Origin of the sequence: Acinetobacter sp. YH12152 (assembly GCF_013418285.1) — a bacterium.
Classification (GTDB): Bacteria; Pseudomonadota; Gammaproteobacteria; order Pseudomonadales; family Moraxellaceae; genus Acinetobacter; species Acinetobacter amyesii.
This window is the reverse complement of record NZ_VPCH01000040.1, coordinates 16,198-35,461: the sequence shown is the minus strand read 5'-3', so window position 1 is coordinate 35,461 and position 19,264 is coordinate 16,198. Positions and strand designations below refer to the sequence as shown.

Below are 19,264 nucleotides of genomic sequence, written 5' to 3'. Positions count from 1 at the left end.
AAAGAAGAATTGGAATTGAGCATGTATTTGGCAGTTTGAAAACCTTCAAAATTCTTGCTGAGCGATATCGCAATCGAGGCAAAAGACTAGCATTGAGATTCAATCTAATTGCTGGAATTTATAACTTGGAGCTGAGTGAAAAATGACTTATGAAAGAAATCTATTGTATTGCTTATGAAATTGATACAGATAATATAGAAATAAAAAAGGAATTAATTAATTATCTTTTTGAAAAATATAAAAATAATTTTGAATGGATAGGTAGGGGTGATAATGGATTTTATATTTCATATGAATCATCTAATGATTCTATCCAAGGAATCTATGCTTATTCATTAGGAACAACTATTTCTTTTACTAGTAATGAAATTAGAAATGCTGAAACAAAGATTCGATTTCCAAATCTTTAATTTATGAAACCAGTTATTGAACATAATGGCGATTACACGAAATTCTCAATATTAACTTAATTGTAAGGGAAGTGTTATCTAAACACTTCTCAGCAATTCAATCCTCTGCCGTTGTCCTTTCTTTAACTTCGACACCACCAATTCATAAGAATTTAGCACCAAATCTTGCAGCAGTTCTTCTTCCAATTCTTCATCTGCAAATACAGAAATCCAATGCTGCTTATTCATATGCCAGCCAGCACGAATAAAGGGATAAATATCTCTGAGCATCACGCCATTGTCCGGCAGCACCTTTAAATTAACGGCCGCTTTGCCTTCCAAATGAAAACTCAGCATAAACACCTTATCCATCACTTTAAACACATCACAGCCTTCGCCAAAAGGCTGGCTACAGGTTGTTTCAGGCAAGTCTAAGGCTGTCTTTTCAGCTACAGTGTGTAATGAAATCATCTAGAATCGCTCAAAAAATAAAGACTGTATTTAATATTAAGGATGAATATGAATCTCTGTATCATTATTCACCAGTTGCCAAATTTCATCCATATCAATATTGCGCACTGCAATACAGCCCCAAGTCCAATCTTTTTGTGGGAAATACGTCATCAGTTGTGGTGCAGCTTTCATTTGTAAACTGGTCGCCGAACCATGAATCATAATGTCACCACCTGCAGAAACCCCTAGATTTTTAGCCTTCTGTTTATCGGCCGCATTGGGGTAAGAGATATGCAAAGATTTATAAAATGCGCTTTGCGGATTGCGCCAATCTATATGATAAGTTCCTTCTGGCGTCTTGCCATCACCTTCTTGAACTTTATGTCCAAGCGGTTGAAAACCCAGACGCATCGGGTAACGCCGAATGACCATATTCTGATGTTTTAACTCTAAATAACGCTCAGCTTTATGTACTTGAATACTGTCGATCGGCGTTTCTGTGCGAATTTTTTGAATTTGCAAATCACTTAATTTATGTGGAAAGGCCAGTACATTGGCAGGTGTAGGTAGATATTTTTCAAATTTTTGATAGGCAAGGTAGGCCGCCACAATACAGAAGAGGGTAGCGAAACTAAAAATAGCGATACGTTTTCTTGTCATTATTTTTTAGAGGATGGACGGCATTACAGTCCATCCATTTCGGTATTGTGGATAATGTCTAAATTATCCACAATTTTGAGTCGAGTGATGCATGAATTTGTGGATAAATGTTTAAGATGAGCAGCTCACCATCACTTCAGGCACATCACTTGGCAAGGGGCCTAAATCTTCTGTTGTTTCCAGTTCAGGCTGTTTCAGATAAGGCTGGCTTAGTAATGTATATAAGCGTTCTACCTCTGAAAAATCATTGCGTTCAGCTAGCTCAATCGCCTTTTGCGCCATATGGTTACGCAAGATATATTGCGGATTGGCCTGTGCCATTTCCGCATCTAAAGCATCGGTGTCCTGATGCTCACGGATGCTTTCATATTGGGCCAAGAAACCTTCAAATGCGCGACGGTCTAAACAGTCATCTTTAATGGCTTCATATTCATGATTTTGCAGACGAATAAAGCTTTGCGTGTAATCCAGCTGTTCACTTTGCAGAATACGCAAAAAGGCCATGGCGCAGTCAAAGCTGTCTTTATGAAAACTTGGCAAACCCATTTTCTGAGCTAAGCCCAATTTATAATGTTCCAAGAAGGTCAGTTCAAAATGCTCTAAGCACTTAGCTAAATCTTCTTTCCACTGTTCTTTGTCATAGTCCGTAGGGCAGAGCGGAATGAGATTATTCAGCCATTGCCATAAATTCCAATGCCCAATGCTCGGCTGCTGCTGATAGGTATAGCGGCCTTGGTAATCCGAATGGTTGTTGATCCAGTTTGGGCGGAAGCGCTCCATAAATCCATAAGGTCCAAAATCGAGCGTTGAACCAGTAATATTCAGATTGTCAGTATTCATCACGCCATGTGCGAAACCAATCAGCTGCCATTTGGCAATCATCACTGCGGTACGCTGAATGACTTGAGTGGCAAAAGCTAAAATAGGTTGTTCGGCATCTAAGCATTCAGGGTAGTGCCACTCAATACATTTCTGCGTGAATTCAGGCAGTAAATCACCCTGATACTGATTGATCCATTCAAAGTGCCCCAAACGGATATGACAGTCAGATGTACGCAGCATCATTGCACCAAGTTCGAGTTTTTCACGCTGTACGCCTTGCTCAGAACTGGTAAAACCCACTGCATTACTGGATGCAACGCCTACGCTGTTGAGCGCATGTCCTGCCAAATATTCACGAATAGTCGAGCGCAATACTGCACGACCATCGCCCATGCGTGAGTAAGGGGTCGAGCCGGCGCCTTTAAGGTGCAGGTCAATGGTTTGCCCATGTTTATCGATGATTTGCCCAATCAATAAGCCGCGTCCATCTCCCAATTGGCCTGCCCATTGTCCAAACTGGTGACCTGCGTAGACCATGGCCAAAGGTTCAAATTCTGCAAAGGTTTTTTGACCGCTGCAGATTTCAACCCAAGCCTGTTTATCTGTCTCAGACCATTGCAGCTCATCCGCAAGAGCGGCATTAAAATGCCCAGCTTTTGCACCTTTTAGAGGAACTGGCTGCTGATGGTGATACAGGCGAGGTGGCAGGGTGTTATAGCGGGCATTGAACAGCATAATGATCTTTAAAAATTCAAATTATGTTGAAACTATAGCAAAGACCAGATAGAAAAACTGTAGCTTAAAATCAATAAAGCCTCCATATGTGGAGGCTTTATCATTTGAAAGGCTTAAAAGAATTAAGCGGTTTTCTTTTTCAAGTTACGCATCAATTGATTCAGTGTTTCACGGTGCTGTGACAAACGCTGTTCAACTTGTAGGAATTCAAGTTTGAGTTTGTCATCCATTTGATGAATTTTTTCAGCAACTGCAGTTTTCTTCGCTTGAATTTCCTGCTCTTTTAATTTTGCCCAGTCATTCAAAGTTTGCGAAAACGCATCATATTCTTGAGAAATACGTTGCTTAGCTGTCGCAATATCATCGGTCATGTTGAGACCATAGATCGCAAGGTCTTGTTCCGCATACTTGAACTTCATAGCCAACTCAGCTTTTTTAATATTAAAGCTAGGAATACGGCGTAAATTTTTGGCAAGGCCTAATTTAGAGCAGCTCCAAATTAACCATTTTGTTGGATCGTATTGCCACCATTTCACACCATTACGGTAGTCGTATTGGAAAATATGGTGATAGTTATGATAACCCTCACCCCAAGTAGCAATAGCGAGCCAGAAGTTATCACGCGCGGTATTTTCGTCAGTATACGGACGTTTACCCCACATGTGGCACAGTGAGTTAATAAAGAACGTCACATGATGGCTCAAGATTAGACGCATTAAACCGCCCAATAATAGAACGCCCCACATGTCGCCAACAACCCAACCAATTGGCACTAAAATCGCCGCATGAACAGCAATCACCAATGGAATGTAATATTTGTCTTGGAACATCACGACTTTATCTTTTAATAAGTCAGGTGCATTTTTATAGTTTGGTGCTGCTGCTGGATAATCACGAAGCATCCACCCGATATGGGCATACCAGAAACCACGATTAATCGAGTATGGATCTTGGTCAATATCGTCTACATGACGGTGATGTGTACGGTGACCCGAAGCCCAGAACAAAATACTGTTCTGAACAGCAAAAGTACCCATGAGCATTAAAATGATTTTTAAAGGCAAGGTTGCTTCATAAGCACGGTGTGCCCATAAGCGGTGATAACCTGCGGTAATACCTAAACTGCTGACACCCAGTAAAACAAACATACTGATCCAAGCAGCGGCACTAAAATCATGATTAATGGCATATAACGGAATTGCAATAACTGCGACAATAGGTAAAAACACCAATGCAAAAATAGCAATCCAGTTCATTGGGGCTTTGGGTAGGGGAGCATTCATCTCCAACAGCACTCCTGAAACCTTGGGAGGTATAGATAGGACTAATCCCATTAATTTTTTAAGGGATTTTAGACGTACAGAATAGTAGCACGGGAAAACCCGTTTTCACCACTGTTATTGTACAGTTGTATTGTTCTAAACAGTAACATAATACGACTGAAGTTATTTGACTTTTTGTGGAGTAAGAAGATGCCAAAAAAACAGCAAATTTGTCAAAATAATCTGAAATTACTTATCAAATACTGCATCTGGGGCAGCTTTCTGATCAGTTGTCTGGGACTGATGGCTTGTCAAAGTTCTCCGACGCAGAAGGTGACTACAAAGTCACAAGGGAAATCACTGGGCAACAGCGTTGAGCAGCCATTAAAACTTATTCGCGTAAATGATGGGATACAAGATATTCCATGGACGATTGTGAAAATCGCTGTACAAAAAGCTAAGTTCTTTCATCATCAACCTTATCTTCAGTTCAATTCGCAATTTCGACAAATTCAGGGAAATACGGGATGTAACACTATCAGTGGCACTTATGTGATTGATACCTTAAAACACAGCATTGATCTGAATGCCCGAGCAGGTTATTTCAGCTGTGATTCGGCTTTGGCTCAAGAGGCTGAACTTTCAGATGCCTTGCAAGCCGCAACACAATTCCAAATAAAAGGGAAACACATGACGATGCAAAACAGTCGGGGACAAACTGTATTGGTTTTGGAAAGAAAATAGACCGATTGAAATATCGACGTGTTGATCGAGAAGTGAATTACACAAATCTAGGTGAATAAAGCAGCATTAAAAATGCTGCATCATTAATTTAGGATAGTCGGTAATTAAGCCGTTAATGCCCCAATCTTTAAGCTGTTTAGCACGATCAACGTCGTTGACAGTCCATACGCTCACATTTAATTTTGCCTGCTGCGTGGCCTGAATAATGTCTGAATTGGCGAGTTGGTTCATCCAACCGATTTGGATACAACCTAATTCAAGTGCTTGTTCAATCGCTTTAAATTTTACGTCTGTTTCAACCAAAAGCCCGCGTTTGAAGCCGGATTTTTTTTGTTGCAAAGCAAGATGAATTTTAGGGTCAAAACTGGTGATCACCGCGGAATGTTCGAAACCTTGGAGCTGTTGTTCCAAGGTTTCAGTCAGCGCTTCAGCTTCAGTCTGTGTCTTCACTGCTTTCACTTCGACTTCAATATGATCGAAGTTATGAATAATTTTGAGCGTTTGTTCGAGCAGTGGCGTCGGCTCAACTTTATTCCATTCTGACCATGTCACTGCATGGTTATACGGTTCTAGTTCAGAACTTTCGCATTCATAAAGATACTTATCTTGGCCGGTGGTACGGATGAATTGATCGTCATGCATCACAATTAAGGCGCGATCTTTTAGTTGTCGCACATCAAATTCAACTGAGCGTATGCCTAAATCTTGAATATATTGGAAACCACCTAGGGTATTTTCAGGTGCTTCACCACGAGCGCCACGGTGACCGATTATGCGCATAAAGGGCCTGCAAAATTGAAAGATAAAAACATAGTGTCCTGTAAGAATGACAGGGAGATGACACTGTTATTTTGATCCGATCATCCTGAAATACAAGAATGATCGGACGAAATGTTTCGATTTATTTCAATGTAAAATAGACTTTTAATTGGTCAAAGGATTTGAGCAATTTTTGAATCCAAAACTTATTGATCAATCGTGTCGTTAATATTTTTCTGCCACAGCACCTCAGAACCACCTTCAGCGCGTTGTAATGTACGCGATGCGACAAATAACCAGTCAGAGAGTCGGTTAAGTAGCTGCAATGACGGTGCTTGAATGTTCTGGTCACGGTTATGTACAGCCATTAAACGACGTTCTGCACGGCGGCAAACTGCACGCGCTTGATGGGCAAAGCTGCACACCAATGTTCCTGATGGCAGGATAAAGTCTTTGAGCATTGGCAGCGCTTCATTCATACGGTCAATGTCATTTTCCAAAAACTCAATTGACACAGGTTGTACCAAGTTGAAGTTTGGAATGCAGACTTCACCGCCAAGGTCGAATAACCAATGCTGAATCAGGCTGAGCGATTTATCCCAAGCCGCTTTGTCTTCAATACTGCTAAGTGCGATGTGCGAACGCAGAATACCAATGCTTGAATTGAGTTCATCGACATCTCCTAAGGCTTCAATACGTAAATCATCTTTGGCTACGCGTGATCCGTCGCCAAGACCTGTCGTACCTGAATCGCCTGTGCGGGTATAAATTTTACTTAAGCGGTGGCCCATTTTAATTGTCCATTTTTTGATTAAAAGTTGAATAAAGTGATGTGCATTAATATTTCACAGTAACACCGATAGTGGCTAAACGCCCGCCATTCATATAATACAAACCTGAACCATACGATGAGGTTTTGTATTCGACATCACCGATATTTTGTAAATTGGTAAAGACTTTGAGGTTGGGATTGATATTCCAAAATGCACTCATATCAATAGTGGCATAACCGGGATTGCGTGCTTGATAGTCCACGGTATCTGACTTGGCATTTAAGGTTGCGTTCATGCCATAAATGTCATTGCTCCAGCCAGTAGTCAAGCTTAAGTTCTGACGTGGTCGGCGCTGTAAATCTTGTTTTTTCTCATTATCTTGAGCTTTCACATAATGATAGCTGAGTTTGCTTGACCATCCCCCATTTTGCCATTGCAGATAGGTTTCCACACCTTGATAAACCGCTGTATTTAGATTTTCTAAAGTGTAATTAGGGCCATTCACAATCAGATGGTTGACTTTGGTGTGGTACACAGACAGGCCGGTACTTAGCCCATGATTCAGCTTTTGGTCGACGCCAATTTCATAAGAAATACTTTCTTCAGGCTTTAAGTTTGGATTGCCTGACCAGCTGTTATAGCGTTCATCTAAGGTTGGCGATTTAAACGCAGTCCCAATATTGGCATATACACGGGTAAGAGGCAGTGCTTGCAGACGAATTGCAGCTTGACCAATGGTATGGCTGCCATACTTCGCATCGTCTTCTAGGCGAATTCCGAGTTGTGTATTAAGACCCTCTTGATGATATTGATGCTGTAAGTAATAACCCGTGCTGCGGTTATCATCTTGATAAGCCGTGCCATATGACACGATGTCACCGCTGATTTTACGGTGTGTGATCCCACTTAAAATCGTTTGTTTTGGCGTCAGCGCAATTTTGGAATAGATTTCTGCTTCTTGGGTTTTATTGTGGGTGAAGTCGGCGGTTGTGACCTGATCTAGCTCATCTTTGAATTGAGAAAGGCGGGCGTGCAGTTCTAAAGCCGGTAACTGACGCACTTCACCACGTAGGTTGATCATTTCATTGCTAAAGTCTTGCGCGACATTGCTGTAGTTTAGGCAGTTATAGTCCTTATCTTCATTGCTACAACTGACATAAAAGCTGCGACCATCGTTATAGCTATAGTCCAATGAGTAAGCATGATTTTCTTGTTTTGATCCAACTTTTGCGCTCCAGCCTTTTTGGTCATAGCTTGCTGTACTCAGTTCATCTAGGTCAAACACTTTGGTGGCATCGGATTCTAAGCGTTGTCCTCGAATCTGTGCGTAATAACCATTTTTTGTGGCATCTGCGCCAATAATACTTTTATAGGTTTTGTGTTCACCTACTTCTGTACTGGCAAAGGCAGTATTTTTCGTTGGTGTCTTGGAAATAATTTGTACCACACCGCCAATCGCATCTGAGCCATACAATACAGAAGCAGGGCCTTTTAAAACTTCAATTTGCTGAATATCGGTAGTATCTAAAAACGGTAATGGCGCCATGCCTGATGTTGCCGAGTTCAAACGCACACCATCGCGCAGTACTAAGGTATGGTCGGATTCTGTACCACGTACAAAAATCGAAGCCACTTGTCCTAAACCGCCGTTTTGCACCATATTGATAGACGCATCGTTACGCAGCAAATCACTCATTTGGGAAATAGGGGATTGTGCAACGGTTGCAGGTTCAATAATGGCGATACGTGCAGGTACATTTTCTAATTTTTCTGCAGAACGTGTTGCTGTGACGACAATGGTATCCATTCTAGGTTGTGCAATGGAATCTGCTGCAATAGACAGTTGGGAGTTAAAAATACAAAGCGCAGATATGCCAGCTGCAAGCGCAGTCGGCTGAAAAGGAAAAGGCATACAAAGCTCCATGCATTTACCCCACGTAAATGATTGAGTGATAGAACACAGTGAGCAGGTATCGGACTGGCAAGGTTTCGCTTGCGCACCGTTGCGGGGGCAGTGTTGTAGAGACTTCCCATGCCAACTGTTGTGAATGGCTTAAGTATAGAGAACTCCGATTTATCGAACAATCGAATCTGTCGGGCATTTTAAGATAGCTGCATATACAGCTTGACTTGCTGTGGAGCAGAAATTAATCTGCCTGCGCTTCAGGTGCTTTCTTAATTGAAAAGTGAAACTGGGAAGTCAGTCCAGCAGTATAGAGCTGTTGTTATCTGACACTGCCCCCGCAACGGTGAATCGTTATTCAATAACGTAAGTCCGGAGACCGGCCTGATGCAGACCTATTCATAATGCGGCGGGCGTTATAGCGGGATTGCATGCTTCTGTCTGAAAAATGGCAAGCCATCGCTTACCCAAAAACCGCCACGCGTTAACCACTTTTATTTCGCACGGGCGGTGCGATCGGGGAATACAGCATGCATTCTTTCTCTAAGACTCTACTCGGGTCACTTTTTGTTTTATCTCCACTTTCTGCTGCGATGGCAGCAGACCAAGTTCATCAACTTCCAGTCATTACCAATACGGTTGCTAGCATTGTTGAGCAAGACTCGCAAAAAACCTTGGCGGCAGTCACCGTAATCAACCGTGAAGAAATTGAACGTAAGCAGTTTACTTCTTTGCAAGAATTACTACGCACTGTGCCAGGCGTAACGTATACCAACTCTGGTGGTTTAGGTCAGCCAACCAGTATTTCAATTCGTGGTACAGGCTCTACTGCGGTATTGGTATTGGTGGATGGTCAAAAACTGGGTTCGGCAACTTCAGGCCAAACTTCTTTTGAGCATTTACCGATTGATCAAATTGAACGTGTAGAAGTTGTAAAAGGCCCGCGTTCAAGTTTATATGGTTCTGAAGCTGTAGGCGGTGTGATTCAAATCTTTACCCGTAAAGGGACGCAAAATGGCGTAAAACCATTTGCTTCACTTAAGTATGGTTCACATGAAACCTATGATGCCAATGTCGGTGTGAATATTCGTCAGGATAATTCTTGGGCGACGCTAAGTTTGGCAGGCTTGAAAACACAAGGCATGGATGTAACAACTTTGCCGACTGAAACAGATAAAGATGGCTATGATAACTATTCTGCGTCAATTAAAGCGGGTCATCAGTTTAATGATCAATTTTCAGCAGACCTGAACGTATTGTATGTCAACGGTGAAACAAATTACGATAGTCCATATAACGTAAATCCTTATAACAAGGTTGAGCAAAATGTGTATGGCGTTGGCTTTAGCTATTCTCCTATAGACCTTTGGAAAACGCAGCTGAAATTTGGCCGGTCAGAAGATAAATACGAAACCTTTAGTGCAGATAAATCGACAGGTGTATTTGATACCACAAAAGACAGCATTAGCTGGTTAAACACATTATCTTTTAATGCAAATAACACACTATTGGTAGGTGTGGATTACTTAAATGATCAAGTCGATAGCACCACCAAATACGATGAAAAAGAGCGTGATAATGTCGGTTACTATGCGCAGTATCTTGGTGATTTTGGTCGAGTGAACCTGCAAGCAGCCATTCGCCTAGATGATAATGAGCAGTTTGGTGATCACACTACAGGCAATGCCGCTGTTGGTTACTCGTTTAATGACAACTACAGCACTTATGTTTCATACGGCACCGCTTTCCGTTCGCCGACATTTAATGACTTGTATTATCCGGGTTGGTCAAATCCAAACCTAGTCCCTGAAGAGTCTGAAAATATTGAAATTGGATTCAAAGGGTCGCAATGGCTGAACTGGTCTGTTTCTGCCTTCCATAATGAAATTGATAATATGATTTCAGGCGGAACCAATATTGCAAAAGCAAAAATTAAGGGTGTGGAAGCTGAGTTCGGACAGTCACTGGATAACTTCACGTTGAACTTAAACTATACTTATCAAGAGCCTGAATATAATTCGGGGGCGACCAAAGGCAATCAAATTGCGGGTCGTGCAGGTCAATTATTGAATGTATCTGCAGATTATACGATGGATAAATGGACGCTAGGTGGCTCTGTACACGCAGAAGACCAGCGTTATAAGGATGCCGCTAATACAACAAGCTTTGGCAGTTTTGCGACAGCAGATGTACGTTTAACCTATCAAGCGACCCCTGAATTTTCTGTACAAGCCAAACTTGCCAATATGTTTGATAAAGAATATTACACCGTGTATGACTCATTTGATGACTATTACTACCGTCAAGACGGCCGGACTGCTTGGCTAACCTTACGTTATGCAATGAAATAATTGATTCAATTATTTAAAAAGCCCTGATCATTCAGGGCTTTTTATTTTTGCGCAGTAATCATGCTGAAAATCCACGCAAGGTCTAAAAATTGCATTACAATGATTCGCCTTCATATTCATAGATAGGCTATGAATAGGGCGGAGTTAGAGCCACAATAATATGCGAACCCGTGCCAAAATCTGCGGAATTACACGTACTCAAGATATCCAATCTGTCGTCCAAGCTGGCGCAGATGCGATCGGATTTGTATTCTTTGCGCCAAGCCCGCGCAGTGTAACGGCAGCGCAGGCTGCTGAGCTGATTCAGCATGTGTCGCCCTATGTGCAGACCGTGGGTTTATTCGTGAATGCATCAGCTACAGAGATACAGGATATTTTAAAAATTTCACCTGTAGACATACTGCAATTTCATGGTGATGAAAACCCTGAACAGTGCAAAACGATTGCACAGACTGTTGGGCGCCGCTGGTATAAAGCCATTCAGGTGAAGCCAGATTTGGACGTGATTAGCGAGATTCAATCTTTTCAGCAGGCAGGGGCAAGCGCCGTACTGCTCGATGCATGGCATCCTGAGCTGAAAGGCGGTACAGGGCATAGCTTTGACTGGGCACAGTTCCCAAAACTCGATATTCCTTTAATTTTGGCGGGCGGTTTAAAGCCTGACAATATTGAAGATGCGATTCAAACCACAGGCGCTTATGCCGTAGATGTGAGCGGTGGTGTAGAATCAAGTAAAGGTATTAAAGACCAACAACTCATAGAACGCTTTATGCAAGGAGTCCTTCGTGGATCAGCAAAATAAAATCGACTATACCCAATTCCCAGACGCACAAGGGCATTTTGGTATTCATGGCGGGCGTTTTGTGTCAGAAACTCTTATGGCAGCACTTGAGGACTTAGAAAAACTCTATTTCCGCATGAAAGATGATGCACAGTTTTTGGCAGAATTCGACCGTGACTTGGCGTATTACGTCGGTCGTCCAAGTCCTTTGTATTATGCTGAGCGATGGTCGAAAGAGTTGGGTGGTGCGCAAATTTACTTAAAACGTGAAGACCTGAACCATACAGGTTCACATAAAGTGAATAACACCATTGGTCAGGCTTTACTGGCTAAGCTTTCAGGTAAAAAACGTATTATTGCCGAAACAGGCGCAGGTCAGCACGGTGTAGCAACTGCAACGATTGCAGCGCGTTTAGGCCTTGAATGCGTGGTGTTCATGGGCGCAGAAGATGTTAAACGTCAAGCCATGAACGTATACCGTATGCGTTTACTTGGCGCAACGGTTGTACCTGTGGAAAGCGGTTCAAAAACATTGAAAGATGCCATGAACGAAGCGATGCGTGATTGGGTCACCAATGTTGATTCAACTTATTACGTGATTGGTACAGTTGCAGGTCCACACCCATATCCACAATTGGTTCGTGATTTCCAATCAATCATTGGTCGTGAAGCGCGTAAACAAATTCAGGAACAAGCAGGCCGTTTACCAGATGCTTTAGTTGCATGTGTGGGCGGCGGCTCAAATGCGATGGGCTTGTTCTATCCATTCTTAAATGATGAAGACGTGAAAATGTACGGTGTCGAAGCTGCAGGCTATGGCATTGAAACAGGCAAGCACTCTGCACCACTCAACGCAGGTCATGTCGGTGTACTTCACGGCAACCGTACTTACTTGATGTCGGATGATCAAGGTCAGATCATTGAAACACATTCAATTTCTGCCGGTTTGGACTACCCAGGTGTAGGCCCAGAACACAGTTTCTTGAAAGATATGCACCGTGTGAACTATGTGCCAATCAATGACACTGAAGCGCTACAAGGCTTCCGCGACTTAACACATATTGAAGGTATTATCCCTGCGTTAGAAAGTTCACATGCGATGGCTTATGTCACGAAACTTGCACCGACGATGGACAAAGACCAAATCATCATTGCGACTGTATCAGGCCGTGGCGATAAAGACTTAATGACCGTTGCCCGCATTGATGGTGTGGAAATGGTTGAGATGTAAATTCCTTTAAGCCCTCTCCTTTAAGGAGAGGGTTTGGGAGAGGTTATATATTCTGAAATATCAAATCGCGCAGAAGTAATTCCGCGCGATTTTTTCTTGCTGAAAATTTTATTGAGGCAAATCACTATAAAATAGATGCAGAATAAAAGTGTGAAATAAATCACAATACTGTGGAAATTTTATTGCTTTAGAAAGACTTTATAACAATGACATTTACCCAATTGGTTCGTGCAGAATCCTTTCCAACCCATATTTCTTGGCAATCGCGTGATACTTTTGCGCTGTGTATTCTTCCGCTGATCTTGCTCAACAGTTATGTCTTAGACCAATTTTTTGGTGTTTCAGCTCAGGTCGCTTTGGGTGATTCGATCTTTCGCGGTATTTTATTTATTGCCGTGTGTTGGCTCTATAAAACGATGCTATATACGCACTGGCAAAAGTATAAGCAGGCCTTTTGGCGCTCAAGTCTGTTGGTGGTTGTTGGTGCAGTCGTCTTACAAGTAGTGATTTCTTTTACACGCAGTCTGTTGCCCGTTGGTGAGAACATTGAAAAAGAATCGACCATTGATCCCAATACGATTGCGTTTTTTAGCATGCTGATCATCAGCCTTGGGCCATTATTTACCGCATTGCTCGAAGATATTATTTTCCGCTATACCTTGCTACAAAAGCTATTTATACAGCCTTGGCTGTGGCGATTGATATTGGTATTACTGAACTCAATTTTATTTGGCTTGATTCATTATCATAATTTCGATGGCGATTTGATTGCGACCATCAGTTTTATGGTTGCAGGTCTATTTCTCAACCTCATCTATTTGTGGACGCGTAACATTTGGCATGTCTTACTCATTCATTTCGTTAACAACGCGGTACTATCGTTAGGCGGCGTGATTTTATTGAAATTGCTTCAGCCCTATGTGGGCAGTTGAAGTCAAAAATAGGGGGGAAGATTGTGTCTAGTTTATTTATGGTGATGCTCGGCGGACGCCATCCAAGAGCAAATATCGAAGTGCATGATGTCATTCTTGCAGTGGGTAACGCATTAGAAGAGGTTTATCCACAACTGAGAACGGCATGGTTTGGTGAGCAAAAAGGCTTACATATTGATGCTTGGGCACAGGTACATACAGTCAGCACTGAAAATCGGCATTATCGTATCCAATTTTGTGATGCCGCGCCCCGAGCTGAAGATGAAAAATTATGGCTGATTAATCTCGGGGGATATGATGCCCGCGAATTTGGTGAATTACATCGTTATGTTTTGGTGACGGGACAAAATGCCAGCGTTGCAAAACAACGGGGCAAGGCTTTTTTTGAGTCACATTGGCAAAAACAACATACCGACCGAACCCTAGATGTTGATGATTGTATTGCGATTGATCATGTCTATGGGCGCTATATCGAATTGGTTGAAACGCCGCATAGCCAGCAAAATTCATGGAAAAATGATTACATCTTAATAAATGAATAATTGTGATGATTAAGAGCTGAAATGTCAGCTTTTATATTTTTTTGTGATATTCGCCTGAAATCAGATGGATTGTCTTTTCAGGCGTTAAATAATAGGCATAATAACATTCAGGATTTAGACCTTAAACCTCAATGGAATGGCGTATATGGATTTAATACGGCCGAATGGACAGCCGCATTATGGACGTTTTAGTGAACTTCCCAATCGCATCGATTTAAGTAAGTATGAATATAAGACACCGTATGGAAAACGACTTGAAGGTTGGCGTAAGCGTTTAAAATATAAAAAATTTAAATTTTGTTGTATTCAGCATGATCATTATACGATTGGTCTAGCGATTGCCGATATCGCGTGGGCGGGGCACGGTTTTGTTTATGTGTATGACCATATTACGAATGAAGTGTTGGAATGGAATTCGATTAATTTCCTGTCACGCAATACCGTTTTAGATGAACAACCTTTATTTAATCAGAGTCATTTTATTAAGTCAGGGATTCAACTGGACATTCAGCATGCCAATGGTGTGCGCTACATTCAAATGTCAAAACATGGCGAACTCAAACTGAGTGCTCGAGTGTTTTGTGCGGGGACTGATCCGCTGAGTATGTGTAGCCCTACAGGGATTAATGGTTGGACCTATACTCAAAAATTGACGACGTTAGGCTGTGAAGGTTTCTTTATCAATAAGCAAGGCAAGAGCATTCAATTCCATGACCGGACATTGGTGTCTTTAGATGATACCTGTGGTTTTCTTCGTCCTGAAACCGCATGGTTTTGGCTGTCGTGTAACTTTTGGGATAGTCAAAATCGACGCGTTGGGATCAATCTTGCCTCTGGGGTAAATGAAAGCTTTGGTAATGAAAATTGTCTGTGGGTCAATGGACATCTATATGCCATGTCTGATGTGCTGTTTCAGCAACAAGGCGATAATCAATGGAAAATTAGTTCATTAGACAACAGCTTAAATTTGATCGTCACCACAGGTTGGCGGCGCTATGAAAACCTGAATTTAAGATTGGTCGGTAGTCAGTTCAGTCAATGGCAGGCAAAAATTAGCGGTACAATTCAACGTGATGGCGAAGAAATTGTATTCTTAAATGAATATGGTTTACTTGAGCAGCACTATGCCAAATGGTGAGTCTGAGCCTATAAAAAAAGCCGCAATCGATGCGGCTTTTTTTATTCAGTTTTTATTTTGCCGCTTGCCAAAACACTTCCGCAGCTTGAATTGGATCATTGGTTTCTTCATAAGTTTTTAACCAAAGATCATAATTTTGCACAATGGGATGCTGACTCGGATGGAAGTCTTTTTTAAACCAATCTCGATATGGCTTGCTCATACGGGTGAGGGTGCCATTTTTACCAAAGAACCACGGTAAGCCTTTCATATTTAATTTTAAACGTTCAGTGAAGCTGAACCCGTCATGTTTCAGCATCACATTAGCACGGTATAAGGTAAAGCCAAGCATCAATCCACTGGTCCAGACCAAAGTAAATTTCTTTAGATTTTCATCGACCTTAGCCACATCTTTCATCACATCAAAAGCCACATCGCGATGTTCCATTTCTTCTATCGCATGCCAAATAAATAATGCACGGACATAAGGATGCGCAGATTCTAAGACGGACTTTTGGCTACAAAAGGTTTCAGCCATCAATGCAGTCAAATGCTCGGCAGAAGCCGTCATGGCAATGTTGTATTCAGGTGAGCGTTTGCTCAGTTCAAATTTAAAAATTTTATTTAGACGTTTAATGAACGCATCGACAGGCATGCCTTGTTGTTTCATCAACATATTCATTTTGTCATGCGCCATACCGTGCTGCGCTTCTTGACGAATAAAGTCAGCGACACGTTGTTGTAAATCAGGGTCTTGAATTTGACTGCGGAACAGACGTACAGATTCAATAAAATAGCGCTCGCCATCAGGAAAGGTCAGGCTCAAGGCATCAAACATACGTGTTAAAAAGGGGTCTCCGCCAAACCAATAGCGCGGGATTTCTTCTAACTTAAAATTTAGCTTTGTGCGAACAATGGGTTCGACTTGATATTTGACGATAGCATTCATGATATTTTTTCTGTGCGAGTCGTGTTGATTGCAGTATGTCGGAGAAATTGCACTTTGTTTTGACAGATATTGCCAATTTTTATACATTTTACGCCATGATGAAAATATAAAATGTCAGAATTGGCAGGTCAGAAAGAGGGGCGAGATGGCTGAAATTCAGATCCCAAATGGTTACTTCCAACTATGGAATATGGTCTTAATTGAGCGTGAATTAAACTATACACAGCTTGAATGGATTGCGCCGTATGCTGCGCAAATTCAGCATGTGCTGTCTTTGCCGATCGACTCTCAATCGCCGAATTCTTTTTTTAACAGCATCATGCAACTGACTCAGCAGCATCTGGATTGCCCGCAATTGGTTTTTGAAATGGCCAAGTATATTCGTGCGGAGCATTTTGGGGTGTTAGGCTATATGGCGACACTGAGTAATAGCGTAGCAGATGCTTTGCAATATGTGATGCGGTTTAGTCGTTTGGTGATTGATGGCGCGCAAATTGTGCCGATGAATATGAGCCATCAAGATCATCAAATTATACTGTCTTGGCCACAGCATGATGATGAATATGCGTTGGTGAATGAATTGACCATGGCCTGTATGGCACATTTGGCCAAGCAAATTTTTCCAGATTCTTTAAAGTTACTCCGCATTCATTTTGCACATGTGCCGCGGATGGCACGTTATCACTATGAAAAGTTTTATGGTTGCCAAATGGAATTTTCGACCCTTAAATATTCATTTGTGATTCATGCCGATAGTTTGGATTTAAAGTCAGAACTTGCAGATCCATCGCTGATGCAATTGTTATTACGTCAAGCCGAAGAGGCGATAGCTGCTCGTTCGCAACATTCAGATCCAATTCAACAGATGCAACAATGCATAGCAGATTATCTCAAATTACAGCAGCAAGCCCCTAAAATAGAATGGTTAGCAGAGGAGTTACATCTGTCAGTCAGAACCCTGCAACGACAGTTAAAGGAGAAAGACACCTCATTTAAGCGGCTTTTGGAGCTGGAACGGATGAAACGCTGTGAATATCTACTTTCACAACAAACCCATTTGACGGATATCGCTTTACAGCTAGGTTATTCAGATCAGTCGGCTTTGGCACGTGCTTTTAAGGCATATAGCGGAGAGACATTATTAGCGCGAAAAAAGGCTTTGAAATTAGAATAAAACGTACAGATTGCTCGTCAAGAAAAGCCTTTCAAACAACATTAAAAAAAGCGGTCAAACGACCGCTTTTTTAGCCAACGTTATGCCGCGGCTTTTAATTTTGGATAACGCAGTAAAATGGCAAGGATGGCAAAGATCGCTAAGACCCAACAGTAATACACACTACCAATCAGTTCCACAGGCGAAAGTTTTGCGATCGAACAAGCCAGTAACAGCTGTGCGCCATAAGGAATGAGACCTTGGGCTACGCAAGAGAAAATATCCAAGAGCGCAGCAGCACGTTTAGGGTCTACACCATATTCTTTGGCGACTTCACGTGCCATGTCACCAGATAAAATAATTGCGACAGTGTTGTTTGCCACAAATAGGTTGGAGAAAATCACCAAGAAACTGATACCAATCTCACCTGCGCGTTCAGCACCAACTTTAAAGCAGCGTGTCATGCTGTAAATACGTTGAATCAGCCATTCTAAACCGCCTTCTTTTTGCATAATGGCAGAAATACCACCCAAGAAAATAGAAAGCAGGGCAACTTCAAACATGCCGGTAAAGCCGTCATAAATAGAATTATTTAAGCTTAAGAAGTTAAATTCAGGTTGAATCACCAAACCAATCAAGCCAGATAACAAGACACCAATGGTCAGTACAGCAAGCACGTGCAAACGTGAAAAGGCCAAAATAAATACCGCTAAATACGGCAAGATCAGCCAAGTATTATAGGCCTTGTGTTCAATCGCTTGTGAGCCTTGACTCATGAATAAATAAATACAAATGCTGACGATCGATGCAGGAACAGCAATCCAAACATTGACCTTAAATTTATCGCGAAGTTGAACTTTTTGACTGTTCGTTGCAGCAATGGTGGTATCTGAAATCATCGACAGATTATCACCAAACATGGCACCACCGACCACAGCACCAATGGCATACACCACTTCAATTTCGGTGACTTGAGTAAAACCAAAGGCAATTGGCGCACAAGCTGCAATGGTGCCCATGGAGGTTCCCATCGCTGTGGCAATAAAGGCCGCAATAATAAACAGCATGGGCAGCACGAACTCAGGCGCAATCACCGATAGTCCTAACTGCACTGTTGCATCAACACTACCGATGGCACTGCTGACACTGGCAAAAGCACCAGCGAGCATAAAGACCATAAACATTAAGATCAAATTCGGGTGGCTGGCACCTTTCATAAAGGTATCAATCGCGTCATTAATCTTGCCGCGATAGAGCAAAATTGCCAATACAATCGCAGGAAGAGCTGCGACTGGCGCTTTCACTTGATAGAACGCAAACTCAGTTCCAATGATGGAATGGTAAATACCACTGCCCAAAAAAATGGTCAGAAAAACAATAAGCGGAAGCAGTGCAAATGCCCGAGCAGGCACCTTCACTTGTGAATCGGAGGACATAGGAGATAAAAAAATAAAAGTATGCGGCTAGTATAAAGCAGGTTTTGCAATTTAAGGAAAATTAAAATGTAAATGCTAAGCCTGTTATTTTTAACATTTTTTTGATGATAAAATTAAGTTAATCTAAAACCTTATAATTTTGCCAGATCCTAAAATTAGGCATCTTTGATCATTGTGAAAAAAACTGAAATATCGGTAAATGATGCTTTCGGGTTGTTCTGGAAAATTATGTTTGCATGAGAAATGCCGACTGAGGATTGTATGCCCTGTTC

Annotated in this window: 19 protein-coding genes and 1 riboswitch; of the genes, 10 read left to right on the top strand and 9 right to left on the bottom strand. The window is 41.9% G+C overall.

The genetic code is table 11. The features are described from left to right. Nucleotides 1–146, top strand: a 146-nt coding sequence (locus FTU83_RS12600; RefSeq protein WP_368856488.1) for a transposase, incomplete at its 5' end; no start/stop codon positions are given. A 3-nt stretch (nucleotides 147–149) separates the two neighbouring features. Continuing rightward, on the top strand, nucleotides 150–410 hold the full coding sequence (locus FTU83_RS12595) for a hypothetical protein (RefSeq protein ID WP_257222617.1): 261 nt from the start codon (nucleotides 150–152) through the stop codon (nucleotides 408–410). 78 nt (nucleotides 411–488) lie between these two features. Here the strand turns inward: FTU83_RS12595 and FTU83_RS12590 are convergent, their stop codons facing one another. The 4 genes from FTU83_RS12590 to FTU83_RS12575 all read right to left on the bottom strand — a co-directional run bounded on the left by FTU83_RS12590 (nucleotide 489) and on the right by FTU83_RS12575 (nucleotide 4,342). Continuing rightward, entirely contained in the window at nucleotides 489–860 is a 372-nt protein-coding gene (locus FTU83_RS12590; protein WP_218945821.1) for an MmcQ/YjbR family DNA-binding protein, read from the bottom strand. Between the two features lie 36 nt (nucleotides 861–896). Continuing rightward, nucleotides 897–1,502: a murein L,D-transpeptidase family protein gene (locus FTU83_RS12585; RefSeq protein ID WP_180005539.1), complete on the bottom strand. Its 606-nt coding sequence runs from the start codon at nucleotides 1,500–1,502 to the stop codon at nucleotides 897–899. 111 nt (nucleotides 1,503–1,613) lie between these two features. After that, on the bottom strand, nucleotides 1,614–3,059 hold the full coding sequence (locus tag FTU83_RS12580; protein ID WP_180005540.1) for a YdiU family protein: 1,446 nt from the start codon (nucleotides 3,057–3,059) through the stop codon (nucleotides 1,614–1,616). A 122-nt stretch (nucleotides 3,060–3,181) separates the two neighbouring features. Then, nucleotides 3,182–4,342, bottom strand: coding sequence for an acyl-CoA desaturase (locus tag FTU83_RS12575; RefSeq protein ID WP_180005541.1), 1,161 nt, complete (start codon nucleotides 4,340–4,342; stop codon nucleotides 3,182–3,184). Between the two features lie 189 nt (nucleotides 4,343–4,531). Between FTU83_RS12575 and FTU83_RS12570 the strand changes: the two genes are divergently transcribed. Beyond that, nucleotides 4,532–5,065, top strand: a complete 534-nt coding sequence (locus FTU83_RS12570; protein WP_180005542.1) for an META domain-containing protein — start codon at nucleotides 4,532–4,534, stop codon at nucleotides 5,063–5,065. A 66-nt stretch (nucleotides 5,066–5,131) separates the two neighbouring features. Here the strand turns inward: FTU83_RS12570 and FTU83_RS12565 are convergent, their stop codons facing one another. The 3 genes from FTU83_RS12565 to FTU83_RS12555 form a co-directional block, all read right to left on the bottom strand. Continuing rightward, nucleotides 5,132–5,845, bottom strand: coding sequence for a glycerophosphodiester phosphodiesterase (locus FTU83_RS12565; protein ID WP_180005543.1), 714 nt, complete (start codon nucleotides 5,843–5,845; stop codon nucleotides 5,132–5,134). 185 nt (nucleotides 5,846–6,030) lie between these two features. After that, nucleotides 6,031–6,615 (bottom strand): cob(I)yrinic acid a,c-diamide adenosyltransferase, encoded by a 585-nt coding sequence (locus FTU83_RS12560; RefSeq protein WP_111885379.1) that lies wholly within the window; start codon nucleotides 6,613–6,615, stop codon nucleotides 6,031–6,033. 46 nt (nucleotides 6,616–6,661) lie between these two features. After that, complete coding sequence (locus FTU83_RS12555; protein WP_373683939.1) at nucleotides 6,662–8,509, bottom strand: TonB-dependent receptor plug domain-containing protein; 1,848 nt, start codon at nucleotides 8,507–8,509, stop codon at nucleotides 6,662–6,664. Between the two features lie 236 nt (nucleotides 8,510–8,745). Next, nucleotides 8,746–8,903: riboswitch (cobalamin riboswitch) on the top strand. 127 nt (nucleotides 8,904–9,030) lie between these two features. On the opposite strand from FTU83_RS12555, the gene FTU83_RS12550 reads away from it, so the two are divergent. The 6 genes from FTU83_RS12550 (at nucleotide 9,031) to FTU83_RS12525 (ending at nucleotide 15,475) form a co-directional block, all read left to right on the top strand. Continuing rightward, nucleotides 9,031–10,851 carry a TonB-dependent receptor domain-containing protein gene (locus FTU83_RS12550; RefSeq protein ID WP_180005545.1) on the top strand — a complete coding sequence of 607 codons (1,821 nt, stop codon included), beginning with the start codon at nucleotides 9,031–9,033 and terminating at the stop codon, nucleotides 10,849–10,851. A gap of 160 nt (nucleotides 10,852–11,011) precedes the next feature. Then, complete coding sequence (locus tag FTU83_RS12545) at nucleotides 11,012–11,653, top strand: phosphoribosylanthranilate isomerase (protein WP_180005546.1); 642 nt, start codon at nucleotides 11,012–11,014, stop codon at nucleotides 11,651–11,653. After that, complete coding sequence (gene trpB, locus FTU83_RS12540; RefSeq protein WP_117007224.1) at nucleotides 11,637–12,863, top strand: tryptophan synthase subunit beta; 1,227 nt, start codon at nucleotides 11,637–11,639, stop codon at nucleotides 12,861–12,863. Before FTU83_RS12545 ends, trpB begins: the two co-directional genes overlap by 17 nt. Nucleotides 12,864–13,069: 206 nt before the next feature. Next, nucleotides 13,070–13,795 carry a CPBP family intramembrane glutamic endopeptidase gene (locus FTU83_RS12535; protein WP_180005418.1) on the top strand — a complete coding sequence of 242 codons (726 nt, stop codon included), beginning with the start codon at nucleotides 13,070–13,072 and terminating at the stop codon, nucleotides 13,793–13,795. 23 nt (nucleotides 13,796–13,818) lie between these two features. Further along, nucleotides 13,819–14,337: a DUF1543 domain-containing protein gene (locus tag FTU83_RS12530; protein ID WP_078194137.1), complete on the top strand. Its 519-nt coding sequence runs from the start codon at nucleotides 13,819–13,821 to the stop codon at nucleotides 14,335–14,337. Between the two features lie 145 nt (nucleotides 14,338–14,482). After that, nucleotides 14,483–15,475, top strand: coding sequence for a DUF2804 domain-containing protein (locus FTU83_RS12525; RefSeq protein WP_180106759.1), 993 nt, complete (start codon nucleotides 14,483–14,485; stop codon nucleotides 15,473–15,475). A gap of 52 nt (nucleotides 15,476–15,527) precedes the next feature. Here FTU83_RS12525 and FTU83_RS12520 read toward each other — a convergent pair whose 3' ends face one another. After that, on the bottom strand, nucleotides 15,528–16,403 hold the full coding sequence (locus FTU83_RS12520) for a metal-dependent hydrolase (protein ID WP_078191325.1): 876 nt from the start codon (nucleotides 16,401–16,403) through the stop codon (nucleotides 15,528–15,530). Between the two features lie 145 nt (nucleotides 16,404–16,548). Here FTU83_RS12520 and FTU83_RS12515 point away from each other — a divergent pair, with 145 nt between their 5' ends. Continuing rightward, complete coding sequence (locus FTU83_RS12515; RefSeq protein ID WP_180009064.1) at nucleotides 16,549–17,577, top strand: AraC family transcriptional regulator; 1,029 nt, start codon at nucleotides 16,549–16,551, stop codon at nucleotides 17,575–17,577. 80 nt (nucleotides 17,578–17,657) lie between these two features. Here FTU83_RS12515 and FTU83_RS12510 read toward each other — a convergent pair whose 3' ends face one another. Further along, nucleotides 17,658–18,992 carry a Na+/H+ antiporter NhaC family protein gene (locus FTU83_RS12510; protein ID WP_180106757.1) on the bottom strand — a complete coding sequence of 445 codons (1,335 nt, stop codon included), beginning with the start codon at nucleotides 18,990–18,992 and terminating at the stop codon, nucleotides 17,658–17,660. Nucleotides 18,993–19,264: the final 272 nt, after the last annotated feature.